The 13,592-nt window shown below is 44.7% G+C and carries 9 protein-coding genes; 4 read left to right on the forward strand and 5 right to left on the reverse strand.

What is annotated here, in order from left to right:
• The first annotated feature begins 374 nt into the window (after positions 1–374).
• Positions 375–692 (forward strand): thioredoxin, encoded by a 318-nt coding sequence (trxA, locus tag BC659_RS00950; protein ID WP_133472710.1) that lies wholly within the window; start codon positions 375–377, stop codon positions 690–692.
• A 154-nt stretch (positions 693–846) separates the two neighbouring features.
• On the opposite strand, the gene BC659_RS00955 is transcribed toward trxA, so the two are convergent.
• Complete coding sequence (locus BC659_RS00955; RefSeq protein WP_133472711.1) at positions 847–2,166, reverse strand: nucleoside permease; 1,320 nt, start codon at positions 2,164–2,166, stop codon at positions 847–849.
• A gap of 434 nt (positions 2,167–2,600) precedes the next feature.
• On the opposite strand from BC659_RS00955, the gene mqnE reads away from it, so the two are divergent.
• Positions 2,601–3,761: an aminofutalosine synthase MqnE gene (gene mqnE / locus BC659_RS00960; RefSeq protein ID WP_133472712.1), complete on the forward strand. Its 1,161-nt coding sequence runs from the start codon at positions 2,601–2,603 to the stop codon at positions 3,759–3,761.
• 218 nt (positions 3,762–3,979) lie between these two features.
• Here mqnE and BC659_RS00965 read toward each other — a convergent pair whose 3' ends face one another.
• Positions 3,980–5,263 carry an NAD(P)/FAD-dependent oxidoreductase gene (locus BC659_RS00965; protein ID WP_133472713.1) on the reverse strand — a complete coding sequence of 428 codons (1,284 nt, stop codon included), beginning with the start codon at positions 5,261–5,263 and terminating at the stop codon, positions 3,980–3,982.
• A gap of 285 nt (positions 5,264–5,548) precedes the next feature.
• Complete coding sequence (locus BC659_RS00970) at positions 5,549–6,976, reverse strand: L-serine ammonia-lyase (protein WP_133472714.1); 1,428 nt, start codon at positions 6,974–6,976, stop codon at positions 5,549–5,551.
• A 290-nt stretch (positions 6,977–7,266) separates the two neighbouring features.
• Between BC659_RS00970 and BC659_RS00975 the strand changes: the two genes are divergently transcribed.
• A complete protein-coding gene (locus BC659_RS00975) occupies positions 7,267–8,493 on the forward strand; it encodes a serine hydrolase (RefSeq protein WP_246027059.1) in 1,227 nt (408 codons plus the stop codon).
• A gap of 313 nt (positions 8,494–8,806) precedes the next feature.
• Positions 8,807–9,997, forward strand: a complete 1,191-nt coding sequence (locus tag BC659_RS00980; RefSeq protein WP_133472715.1) for a pyridoxal phosphate-dependent aminotransferase — start codon at positions 8,807–8,809, stop codon at positions 9,995–9,997.
• 62 nt (positions 9,998–10,059) lie between these two features.
• Here the strand turns inward: BC659_RS00980 and BC659_RS00985 are convergent, their stop codons facing one another.
• Both BC659_RS00985 and BC659_RS00990 read right to left on the reverse strand, forming a co-directional pair.
• Positions 10,060–11,805, reverse strand: coding sequence for a M14 family metallopeptidase (locus tag BC659_RS00985; RefSeq protein ID WP_133472716.1), 1,746 nt, complete (start codon positions 11,803–11,805; stop codon positions 10,060–10,062).
• 65 nt (positions 11,806–11,870) lie between these two features.
• Positions 11,871–13,502: a M14 family metallopeptidase gene (locus BC659_RS00990; protein ID WP_133472717.1), complete on the reverse strand. Its 1,632-nt coding sequence runs from the start codon at positions 13,500–13,502 to the stop codon at positions 11,871–11,873.
• Positions 13,503–13,592 lie beyond the last annotated feature (90 nt).

The following is a 13,592-nucleotide window of genomic DNA, read 5'->3' on the forward strand; positions in this document are numbered from 1 at the left end:
TTTGCTTCCTTGCGCCAGGCGTCAAATCCCTCCTCGCTGGGCTTCTCGGCATGACTTTTCGCTGCCCCCCTGTCAGGTTTCTCCTGCCCTTACGTCATTAATAACAGTGGTGGAAAAGTCAAAGGGGCAGGGATGGGGGATTGGGCTTAAATTTGTTCTTTGGCGTATAGCTTATGGGTAATGGCTTATAGGTGATGGCTTATGGTATTGGGGGATGGCTTATAGTTGATGGTGGTACTTTAGAAAAATATCGGCAATAAGCTATAAACTATCAGCAATAATCCATTAGCCATGAACCATAAGCTGTTATTAGCTATGATCCATTAGCCATAAGCTAAGCTAACAACAACAATAAACATTTAAAAATAGAAACAATGGCTTTAGAATTAACAGACGCGAATTTCCAGACTACTGTGCTGGATAGTGATAAACTGACCGTAGTAGACTTCTGGGCTGAATGGTGTGGCCCCTGCCGCGCTATCGGACCCGTTATCGAAGAACTGGCCAAGGATTATGACGGAAAAATCAATGTAGGTAAAGTGAATGTTGACCATAACCCCAACCTGAGTGTGAATTATGGTATCACTTCTATCCCTGCCATCCTTTTCATCAAAGGTGGTCAGATTGTAGACAAACAAATTGGCGCCGTACCGAAGTCGGTGCTGGATAAGAAGATTCAGGCGCATTTATAAGAAGCTGTGAGCGATGAGCTTCGAGCTATGAGCTTTTTAAAAGAATCGACCCTTGCGGGTCGATTCTTTTTTTGGGTTCCCTTTTAGGGAAATAAATTATCATAGAGGACTACAAAAAAGCTCGCAGCTCATGGCTCAAAGCGAATAGCCCTCCTCAATGCGCAGCATTGGCAACTTCTGCGGGATTGTGCTTATGCCTGAACAGCAACCCAAAAAATACCGCTATAAACAGCGCATAGATGGCGAATACCATCCAGATGCCAGGCCAGTCTTTGCTGCCGTCTGCGAGCAGGTAGTATTTGTCGATCATCCAGCCACTTACAATACTGCCCATGATGGCGCCAAAGCCATTGGTCATCATCATAAACAGTCCCTGCGCTGAGGATCGTATTTCGGGCTCAATCGTGGTTTCCACAAAGAGGGAGCCGGAGATATTGAAGAAATCGAAAGCCATACCATACACGATATTCGAGAGTATGATCATCCACAGCAAACCTTCCGGGTTTCCGAATGAGAACAAACCAAAACGCAGTACCCAGGCAAACATGGATATCAGCATCACTTTCTTGATACCAAACCTTTTCATAAAGAAAGGAATGGCCAGGATAAACAGGGTTTCCGATATCTGAGATATGGAGATGATCATGGTAGAAGATTTTACCACCAGTGATTCGGCATATTGCGGAATTTTTTCGAAATCTTTCAGATAGGTATCTCCATACATATTGGTAAGCTGCAAGGCCGCACCTAAAAACATGGAGAACAGGAAGAAGATGGCCATCTTATAATTACCCAGCAATTTAAAGGCCCGCAATCCCAGGTTATCGATCCAGGAACCCATGGCCTTCCCTCTGTTCTGCGGCGTACAGGCCGGCAGGAAAAAGGAATAAATACCCAGCACCACCGCAAATACCCCCGCCACATAAAACTGGTTGGCATTGATGGCATGTCCGGTTAAGGCTGCCAGCTGCTCTCCAATGGCTTTACCCGCATCCCAGGGCGACTGTGGATCGCTGATGAGGTTGGTGGTCCACATGGCCGCAATAAAACCCACCGTACCCCATACCCTGATGGGCGGAAATACTTTTACCACATTCAACTGGTTATCGACCAGTATGCGGTACGATAGTGAATTGGATAAGGCAATGGTGGGCATATAAAAACACATACTCACCAACAGCACCCAGAAAAAAGTATTCGGCTCATCTATAAAAGGTAGCACAAAGAGGGTAAGACCATAGAGTATGTGTAAGATGGCATACAATTTTTCGGCATTCATCCAGCGGTCGGCAATAATACCAACCAGGGCGGGCATTACCAAGGATCCCAAACCCAGGGTGGAGAATACGGCCCCGAACTGGGCACCCGTCCAGTGTTTAAATCCAAAGCCATAGGAACCCAGTGTGGTGAGCCAGGCACCCCATACAAAAAACTGGAAAAAACTCAGAACGGTTAGTCTTAATTTAATCGACATAGGTTATTCAGTTAATCATTGAACCATCCCCTTCCGGTTACTGTTATTATTGGGGACCAACGAATCTATAGAAAATTCGTGAACTTGGAGAAGCTGTTAGCTTTTAGCTATTAGCCTTTAGCTTTTAGGTGCCGGGTGCTAGTTACTGGGTACTAGGTTTTAAATAGAAATCGTATTCAGGAGAAAATCTTCTATACCTGCTCGCTAATAACCAGCAACCCACACCCTCCGCCCATGGCTAAAAGCTAATGGCTAAAGGCTAATAGCCCTTAGCTTTTAGGTGCTGGATTTTAAAGAGAAATGGTATTCTAGAGAAATGCTTCTACACCTGCTTGCTAATACCCGGCAACCCCACCCCCTCCGCCAATGGCTAATGGCTAATAGCTAAAGGCTAACAGCTCAAAACCCGTATTTTTGCACCCAAATTAGTGAAGATGATCGCGCGTATTGCAGACCCTTTTGTTTTGGTAGCTAACCAGGCCGATGCTGACCTGAAAAAGATTGGTGAAAAAATTTTACATAAAGAGCGTATTTCTTTTGATGAAGGTGTTACCCTTTTCGAAAAAGGGTCGCTCTCCTGGCTCGGCGCCCTCGCCAACTGGGTGCGTGAAGAGAAACATGGTAACAAAACCTATTTCAACCGCAACTTTCATATTGAACCTACCAATGTTTGTGTGTTCTCCTGTAAGTTCTGCTCCTACTCCCGCCTCTATGCCAACCGCGAAGAAGGCTGGGAACTGAGCATCGAACAAATGATGCATATCGTAAAAAGCTACGACGGTAAACCCGTTACCGAAGTACATATCGTGGGTGGCGTACATCCGAAAATGAACCTCGATTTCTTCCTCGAACTGCTGCGCACCATCAAAGCGCATCGTCCCGATCTGCATATCAAAGGTTTCACACCTGTTGAACTCGACTATATGTTCCGCAAGGCCAAAGTGAGTGTGGAAGAAGGTATGCGTTTGGCACATGAGGCCGGACTGGATTCTTTACCCGGTGGCGGCGCAGAAATTTTCCATCCCGAAATCCGCAAACAGATCTGTGAAGACAAAGTAGATGCAGATGGCTGGTTACTTATTCATGAAACCGCTCACAAGCTCGGCATGCACAGCAATGCCACCCTGCTCTACGGACATATTGAAAAATTCTGGCACCGTATTGATCATATGGATCGCCTTCGTCAGCTGCAGGATAAAACAGGTGGCTTTAATACATTTATTCCACTCAAGTTCCGCAATAAGGATAATGATATGAGTCATATCCCCGAATCATCTGTGGTAGAAGATATGCGCATGTATGCGGTTTCTCGTTTGTACATGGATAATTTCCCGCACCTGAAAGCTTACTGGCCCATGCTGGGGCGGCAGAATGCACAGCTCACTTTATCATTCGGTGTAAACGATATCGATGGCACCATCGACGACTCCACCAAAATTTACGCCATGGCCGGCAGTGAAGAACAAACCCCCACCATGAGCACCGAAGAACTCGTTCGCCTCATTAAACAAGTGAACAGACAACCCGTTGAAAGAGGAACACTTTACAATGAAATCAAAGACTACTCGGGGGAATTTCTGATAGCTGATGTCTGATCGCGGATGGCAGATTTCGGATGTCGGATCGCGGATTTATGTTTGATTTTTTGATGTTTGATTTTTTGAATCGTTTATATGGAATGTATTCCTAACTCCCTTTCTCTCTACGAAAGAAAGGGAGTTAGGAATAAGTCGAAAGCAGCTATGTAATTTCTGAAATCAAGAAATCAAACATCAAAAAATCAAACATCAAATCAGACATCCGCCATCCGACATCAGCCATCTTTCCCTTCTTCTTTATACAAATCCACCTGGTGCTTTGTGGGTAGTAATATCAGCCTTAGTGTGGTGTCGTTGGTGAAATAGCTGATGGCCCAGTTGATGAAGATGATGAGTTTGTTTTTTACGCTCAGTATCAGCATCAGGTGCAGAAACATCCATACAAACCAGGCAAACCTTCCCTGAAAACTCATAAAGGGCAAATCTACCACCGCTTTTCTTTTTCCCACCGTGGCCATGGTGCCGGGACTTTTATAAGTAAAGGGTAATAAGGCAGCACCCTTCTGTAAGCGTGTAAAATTCTGCACCAGGTTTTTGGCCTGTGCAATGGCTACATTGGCCAGTTGGGGGTGTCCTTTGGGGAAAGCGGCTGTTTCCATATAGGCAATATCGCCCAATACGAAAATATCTGATGCGCCTTCGAGCTGGTTGTACTGATTGGTTTTAATACGGTTACCCCTTACCAGTAAATTGCTATCGATGCCCTTCGGTACATTACCGGTAACACCAGCGGCCCAGATCAGTGTTTGCGTGGCAATGGTGCGTCCATCGGCCAATAATACCTGCTTACCATCATAATCCTTCACCTGTGTATTCAGTTTCACCTGCACTCCCATCGACTCCAGATAAGCCTGCGATTTTTGTTGCGATACTTTACTCATGGGTCCCAATGTGGCCGGACCTGCTTCGAGCAAATACACATTCAAATGCGAGAAATCCATATCGGGATAATCACGGGGCAATATATTTTTCTTCAACTCTGCCAGTGAACCCGATAGCTCAACGCCGGTAGGTCCACCCCCTACTACCACAATATTCATGATACCTTCCAGTTCTTCTGCCGTAGCATGTAATGCTTTTTCGAAATTGAGCAGTATATGGTTACGCAATGCGATGGATTCTGTGGTTGACTTCATCGGAAAGGCATATCGCTCAATATTGGCATTACCGAAATAATTGGTGGTACATCCTGTAGCAATCACCAGATAATCGTAAGGAAAAACACCCGCATCGGTTATTACCTGTTTTGCGGTTCTGTCTATACCCTCAATAGCGGCAATGCGGACATGCACATTGGCCTTGTTCTGAAATACTTTACGAAGTGGGAATGATACGGAACTCGGCTCAAGGCGTCCGGTAGCTACCTGATAAAAAAGTGGTTGAAACTGATGGAAATTGTATTGATCGATCAGTGTAATATCAAACTGTGAACCTTTCAATCTGCGTGCCAGCTGCAACCCGGCAAAACCCGCACCCAGAATAACAATTCGCTGTAACATGGTGCATTTCTTACAAAGTTACAACATATCCAGTGGATATGAGATGAATTGCGATTTTGGATCGCGGATGTCGGATCGCGGATTTATGTTTGATTTTTTGATGTTTGATTTTTTGAATCGGTTTATATTGAATGTAAGACTCCCTAACTCTCTTTCTTTCTACCTACGAAAGAAAGGGAGTTAGGAATAAATCTAAAGCAGCTATGTAATTTCTGAAATCAAGAAATCAAACATCAAAAAATCAAACATCAAATCAGACATCCGCCATCCGACATCTGCCATTTCCTAGCACTCCGGCAAACTAATCGGGATGTGAATGGCCAGGCCTCCGTCTGCGGTTTCTTTGTATTTGCTGCTCATGTCGAGGGCGGTGTCCCACATGGTTTTGATGACTTTATCGAGGCTAACTTTGGCGTAGTCGGGTGAGCTCTGCAGGGCCAGCTGCGATGCAGTGATGGCCTTGATGGCGCCCATGGTATTGCGTTCAATACAGGGCACCTGTACGAGGCCGCCGATGGGATCGCAGGTAAGACCGAGATGGTGCTCCATGGCTATTTCTGCTGCCATTAATGTTTGTCTTTGTGTACCACCCAGCAATTCGGTTAATGCCGCCGCAGCCATGGCAGATGAGACCCCGATTTCTGCCTGACAACCACCCATGGCCGCAGAAATGGTGGCACCTTTTTTAAAGATGCTGCCTACTTCTGATGCCGTAAGCAGGAAACGCATGATCTTCTCATCATCATACCCATCACAAAAAGCAATAAAATATTGCAACACCGCCGGAATGACCCCTGCTGCACCATTGGTAGGTGCCGTAACCACACGACCGAATGAAGCGTTTTCTTCATTCACCGCCAGTGCAAAACAGCTTACCCAGTCGAGAATGTATTTAAAATCATTTCCGCCCGAACGTATCGCCTCAATCCAGGAGGGATAGTCTGTATAGGAATGATTGTTGATTAATTTTTTGTTGAGATCGAATGCACGCCGGCGTACCTGCAAGCCACCGGGTAATTCACCTTTGGTATGACATCCCCTGTATGTACAATCGCGCATGGTTTGCCATATCTTCAGCACGCCTTCTCTTGTGGCTGATTCAGGTCGCCAGGCTGCTTCATTCTCCATCACCACTTCATGTACACTCATACCGGTTTTCATGCACCAGTGCAGCAAGTCATCGGCTGTATTGATGGGAAAGGGAAGATCCACAGACTGCTGCGCATTTTTATCTTCTCCTTCCTTCACCACAAAACCACCACCAATGGAATAATAGGTTTCACTGAAATGCGCGCCGTTTTTCAATGCCACCAGAAACGATAAGCCGTTGGGATGAAAAGGCAGTGTTTCATTGAAAAGAAACTGGAGATTATCCGGAAAATGAAAAGGTACGGCTACTTCACCACCGAGTGGTAAAAGCTGTTTGCTTTCGATATCCTTTACTTTCGGTGTAATGCTATTTACATCGATGGTTACCGGATCTTCACCACATAAGCCGAGTAATACGGCTATATCGGTTCCATGTCCCTTACCTGTTTTGGCCAGAGAACCATAGAGCAATACAGTGATCGATAACACATCGGTAAGTGCATATTTACTGCGAATGGTATCCACACAGCGCAAAGCGGCCCTCCAGGGCCCGAGTGTATGAGAACTCGAAGGGCCCACCCCTATCTTAAACATATCAAAAACCGAAATCGCTTCGTGTGGCATAGAAATCGTTTACCCTACAAAGTTACGAAGAACGGGGGAATGTGGGATGTAGGATCGTTGATGGCGGATGTCTGATGTCTGATTTTTTGATGTTTGATTTTTTGAATCGGTTTATATTGAATATAAGCCATCCCAACTCTCTCTTTCTCCCTGCGAAAGAAAGAGAGAGAATTGGGAATAAGTCTAAAGCAGCTATGTAATTTCTGAAATCAAGAAATCAAACATCAAAAAATCAAACATCAAATCAGACATCCGCCATCCGACATCAGACATTTTCTCTATTTTTAATCATGCGCATTTTATTCTTACTGTTATGGGTTGCGGGCTCTGTGGGGGCCCAGGATACGGTTTTGCTGAAAAAGCTTTTAGCAGCTAAGCCGGATTTGTTTGGGGAGATTTTGCAGAACAGGGATAGTTTGCGGGTGCAGATTTTGTATACACAGATTGATCGTAGCAAAAAGAATAAACCCGTTTTTACAGATTATGCTTTTCAGCTGAATCCTGCTGAATATTTTTATCCGGCCAGTATGGTGAAAATGCCCGTGGCATTGCTGGCACTGGAGAAACTGAGTAAGGCCCGAAGAGCAGGCATACCCATTTCACTGCAAAGCACCCTCATTACAGATAGCTTAGATTTAGTAAAGTACAGCAATAAATTACAGGATAGTTTTCCGGACCGACCCACCATCGAACGTTTGATCAAGCAGATATTTCTGGTGAGCGACAATGATGCTTATAACAGACTGTTTGAGTACCTGGGTCAGACCTATATTCAGGAACAGCTTACAAAGAAAGGTTATCCTGAAGCCATCATCCGCCACCGGCTGAGCGTGAGCAGAACGGAGGAACAAAACAGAACCACGAATGCTGTAAGTTTCTTAGATAAAAATGGGGCTGTGATCACATCACAACCTGCTGCCTATAGCAAAGCGGTGTTCCCTGCATTTCAAACCCGTTTGGGTAAGGGCTATTACGCAGGCAACCAACTCATGAATACAGCTTTTGTGTTTGATGATAAGAACAGGGTGTACCTGCAGGATTTTCACCGCATGCTGCAATCGGTGATCATGCCGGAGATGTTTCCCAAACAGCAGCGGTTTGATTTCACCAAAGAGGATGAACAGTTTATCCTTCATTGGATGAGTGCTTTTCCATCAGAAAGTACTTCCCCTGCTTACGATACCGCCAAAGTAGGCGATGCCACCGTTAAGTTTTTATACTATGGTGCTGCCAATGGAAGGGCACCTAAACATATCCGCATATTTAATAAAATAGGTGGAGCCTATGGCTTTCTTACGGATGTGAGTTATTTTGTTGACTTTGAACAGAAAATAGAGTTCTTTCTCAGTGCTACCATCCTCTGTAACAGCGATGGTATTTTTAATGATGACAAATACGATTATACCCATACCGGTTACCCCTTCCTGAAAAACCTCGGCCGCACCGTATATGAGTATGAATTGCAAAGGAAGAAAAAAAGACTCCCGGATTTGAGTAAATACAGGATTGAATATTAGTTTGGAGTTTTTAGTCTGAAAGTCCGATGTCCGAAAGACCGGAAGTCCGGAAGAAAGAAAGCAAGTAAGAGAGAAAAGCAGATGACGGTCTTTGATAATATCTTTTTCTAAGAAAAGCGACCTTCCTTTTGTGTAGTTACAAAAAATGAACCCCTCCATCTTCCAGACCTCGGACTTACTGACTTTCGGACTTCCGGTCTTCCGGACCTCGGACTTACTGACTTTCTCCCAAAACTTACATCCGTTTGCTTGTTTTTTACGAACTTCCCGCTCGCTAATTCAAGTATCATATTTATTTTAATGTAAGTAAGAAATGCAACTATCTTCTCTTCTCAACCGGTTTAATGAGCCGGAAACCCTTAAAATGGCCAAACTGGGCCGCGAATTAAGAGCCAAAGGTATCGATGTTATCGACCTGAGTTTAGGTGAACCCGATTTCGATACACCGCAGCATATTAAAGATGCTGCCATTAAAGCCATTAACGATAACTGGAGCCACTATACCCCCGTTCCGGGTTTTCTGGACCTGAGAGAAGCCGTTTGCACCAAACTGAAACGCGACAATAACCTTGACTACGCACCTGAAAATATTGTTACTTCTACCGGTGCCAAACAAAGTCTCGCCAATGCTATTCTGGCCCTGGTAGATGAAGGTGATGAAGTGGTGATTCCTACCCCCTACTGGGTTACTTACTCAGAACTGGTGAAGATTGCACGTGGTAAAGTAGTGGAAATAAGAACCACGGTTGAAAATGGTTTTAAAACCACCGCTGCAGAACTCGAAGCTGCGATTACACCCAATACAAAAGTATTCATGTTCTCTTCACCCTGTAACCCATCGGGTGCAGTGTATAGTAAAGCAGAACTGGAAGCACTGGCAGCTGTTTTCAGAAAACACCCCAATATTACCATACTCTCTGATGAGATTTATGAATACATCAACTTTGTAGGCAAGCACGAAAGCATTGCACAGTTTGCCGACCTGAAAGACCGTGTGGTCATCATCAACGGTTTGAGTAAAGGTTTTGCCATGACCGGCTGGAGACTTGGTTATATTGCTGCGAATGCCACCATTGCCAAAGCCTGTGAAAAATTACAGGGTCAGTTTACCAGTGGTACCTGTTCTATTACACAGAAAGCCGCTGTTGCCGCTTTAACCGGTGACCTGCGTCCTTCAGAAGAAATGACGGAGGAGTTTACCAGAAGAAGAACCCGCACCCTCGAACTCGTAAAAGAAATTCCCGGCTTCAAATGTTTTGAACCCGAAGGCGCTTTTTATGTGTTTCCGGATGTAAGTGCCTATTATGGTAAATCAGATGGCACTACCACCATCAGCAATGCAGCAGATTTCAGTATGTATTTACTGAATACAGCGCATGTATCTTCTGTTATGGGCGATGCTTTTGGTGAGCCGAACTGTGTACGTTTTTCTTTTGCCAACAGCATGGGCAATATTGAAAAAGCATGGGGAAGAATCAAAGAAGCTTTGTCGAAGCTGAAATAAAAAAAATCTGTGAATCTGTGGCGAAAGAAATTAGGCCACAGATTCACAGATGATAGAAATTATTATTTAGAGGCGGATACAGTTCCGCCTTTTTTACTGTCTACACTCACAGTATATTTTCCTCCACCCTGTACAATCCATTTTACGGTAACAGATCCCAGTCCAGGTATATTGGCTACTTCAATGGTTGCCGGATTTTGTTCCTGTTCTGTACTCAGGTTTAAATCACGGTTTTCTACCACCATACCGCTGATGATTTTACCGGATGTAGTCAGCGTAATATAATCAGGACGTTCAATTTTATTTTTCACATCCTGACTGCTATGTGTAGGCATCAGACGGCTATTGGTAATGACTGCGGTTACTTCTTTCAAACCATCACCCAGGTCTTTCTCTGTGATTTCAAATACTTCCAGCTTGGGTGTATGAAAACCATGATAGATACTGAATGCCATATTGCGGTGTGCATCAGACTCTAAGAGGAAACCCGGATGCGCACGGCCAAAGTTTTTCTTCATACCACCCACTTCAATTTTTCCGTATTGCGGATGATCGTATTCGGCCCAGGGTACAAATGCATCCTGAAACAACAGGTAACGGTCGAAGCTGAAACTGGCATTGTCAAAAGGATCTCTGGTAGCATCACGCATATACATGAGGAAGGGTGTCCACAATTCATTGGAATAGGTGTAGATACCACGGCCTGCATAGAACCAGTCTAATTCACCGCCATAGGCAGAATACAAATCTTTATACACCACCAGGTATTTATAACCGGGAATCAGTTCTTCTCCTTTTTTGGCGATGGCATCATATACCGCAATATCCTGTGCATTATACGTGCCCACATCTTCCTGTCCGCCCGGTCCACGTAAAATCATACCACCTGCATTGTGGAAGGATTGTGCTGCGGCAATATTGGGATGCTTCATCACGAATTCCATCACAGCCCTGTTTTCTGGTAATGAGAATGGATATTTATAAGCTCCATTCTGTATATAATTCGGCTGCCAGCCCCAGCCCCAGTCGCGGTTGGGATCGTACTCGAAAGTATAGCCATCTTCATTCACACGGCCATCACCATCATTATCAATACCTTCAATACCGAGTAATTCATAATCACCTTTTTCATCGGGGCCCACCTGAATCATGTTACGCGGATCTTTGGGATCTACTTTCCATCTGCCATTCGGATTCTTTCTGCGCATCATGGTAATATGACCGTCCTTATTGATGTCGTCGTAGCTGTCTTCATTCACCAAACCATCGCCATCATTGTCTACCGGAATCACACCCGAACGTGGTGAGCTGCCTGTATTGGGTTTGTGCATATAACTATCGCGTGCATCGGGATTGATGGTAGGAACGATGTAAAACACTTTGTCTTCCAGTAATTCCTGAATGAATTTGGTATCACCAAAAGATTCCGTAAGGTACCAGGCCGTGTACAAGGCAAACTCTGCACCCTGTATTTCATTGGAGTGAATATTACCGTCGATATACATACCCGGTTTGGTATCGGCATTGCCTTTTTTGAAATCGGTAATGGTAAGGCACCATAGATCGCGGCCCTCATAAGATTTACCGATGGATTGCAGTTTGGCCAGATCGGGATATGCCGCTGCAATTTTTTTACAGATTTCACTGATGCCTGCATGGTCATAATACCGGTTCCAGGTAACCGTAACTTTTGGGTTTACCGGCGATCCCGCAGCTTTAAATACCTGATTGGGCTGCTGTGCCTGCACATACATACCCGAACTGAGTACGAGTATGCTGGTGAATATTTTCAGAATGAATTGTTTCATGTGTTTAGGTTTTTTGATGTCAGCTTTCATCCCTTTCATATAAGAGATGAATCAGCTTTGAATGATCAAAGATTTACTTCCATGGTTTTGATACCTGCGGTAGGGCAACCTGCTTCTATGGTAAGTTTACCCGTTCCTTTTACTACCCAGCTGAAAGAACTGGCACCATTGGCATCAATACTATTCAGCAAATGAATTTTCTTACCACCGATCACTTCCTGTTTGCCGTTTGTTTGCAGGGCCACTTTCACTTTTTTCAGGAAATAGTTTCTTTCACCGAGTTTACTATGCGTAGACATCCCACCTTTATTCACCACTTCAAGGCTGATACGCGTGAGACCATTTGCCAGCTTTTCTGTTTTCAGGTTAATGATGTCTATCTCCGGCTGCTGTGCGGCCAGTTTCACCAAAAACTCAGTATGTTTTTTAACCACAGGCTCCACCATTTTATAAGGTGGGTTATTGAGTACATAGGGATCAATGCCACCAACTTCTACTTTCTGTCCGGGGAAATCCGGATGCTGAATAGTTTTCCATTCTGTAAACGTATTGCTGATACCCTGCTGTGCGGCCCAACGCAGATAATTGGCGATGGGATCTTCTACTGTAAATGCTTTTTCTTTTTTAGCCGTATCGGGTTTGGCCTTGGGTACCCACCAACCTGGTGTACTGAAGCTGTAACGTCCGTAATGGAAATAACCCCATGCCAGTACATCACCACCAGCGGAAGTGCTGCGGGGTGCATCTTTGGCAGCGGTTACTTTATTATACAGATCGCTCACCATGCTGTTTACTTTGGCATCCGGCTCCAGCAATCCGGCAACAATACGTTGTGCAGCGGCCTGCGGGTTATAGGCAATGGGGGATGAGAGATTATTATGGGTACCGAAACTTACCACCGCATACACATTGAATGCATCGTAAAGAAAGTCAAGCATGGCCCTGGTTTCTTTTTCACTGGCAGGAAACTCACCGGCACCTGCTGCAAAAGTTTTATGGTTATAGGTAAGGTTTTTATTGAAGGCAATACCCCCTTCCCCATCTTCATTAAAGTCGCCGTCTTTATCGTTGTCGATGCCTTCAGTCAATAATTTGTATTTACCTTTTTCTCCTTTGCTGAAGTCGGCTTTAATCAATACACGTGCATCATCGGGATGCAGTTTATAATCACCTGTTAGAGACTCCACACGGAGGAACGTAATTTTACCATTGCCATCCAGGTCATCCCACCCGTCTTCATTTTGTTTGCCATCTCTGTCATCATCGGTACTGGTAGCATTACCGGTTCTATCTGCACGCAGTTTGCTGAAATACTGCTCCATGGCATCCGGACTCATGTTCGGAAATACATAGTAAGTGGTTTTGTTGAGCAGTGCACGAATACTGTCGCTGGCAGCACCTTTTAACAGCTGTTCTGCAAATCCGATAGCCAGTTCGGTACCGAGCAGATGGTTGCCTTCCACACCACCGATTACGGCAATGGCAGGTTTGGTTTCGGTTTTACCTGTGCCGATCGTAAGCAGCCAGATATCTTTTCCACCGTTGGTCTTTGTTACGGATTTCAACGTAGTGAGTTGCGGATAAGCTTTGTTCAGTGCATTGAGCCTGTTAGCCTGTTCTGCCGCATTACTGTAGTCCTGGGCATAAACAGAAGCTGCCGCCCAACACACCAGTGTTGTCATCATGAATTTTCGCATGCAGTTTGATTTTTGGGTCTTAAATATAAAAGAAACTACTTGCTTTTGCAGCTTATTTACTTGAGTGGCTGAATCAGGAAAGATTAGGCC

The sequence above is a fragment of the Sediminibacterium goheungense genome (assembly GCF_004361915.1).
In the GTDB taxonomy this organism is placed as follows: Bacteria; Bacteroidota; Bacteroidia; order Chitinophagales; family Chitinophagaceae; genus Sediminibacterium; species Sediminibacterium goheungense.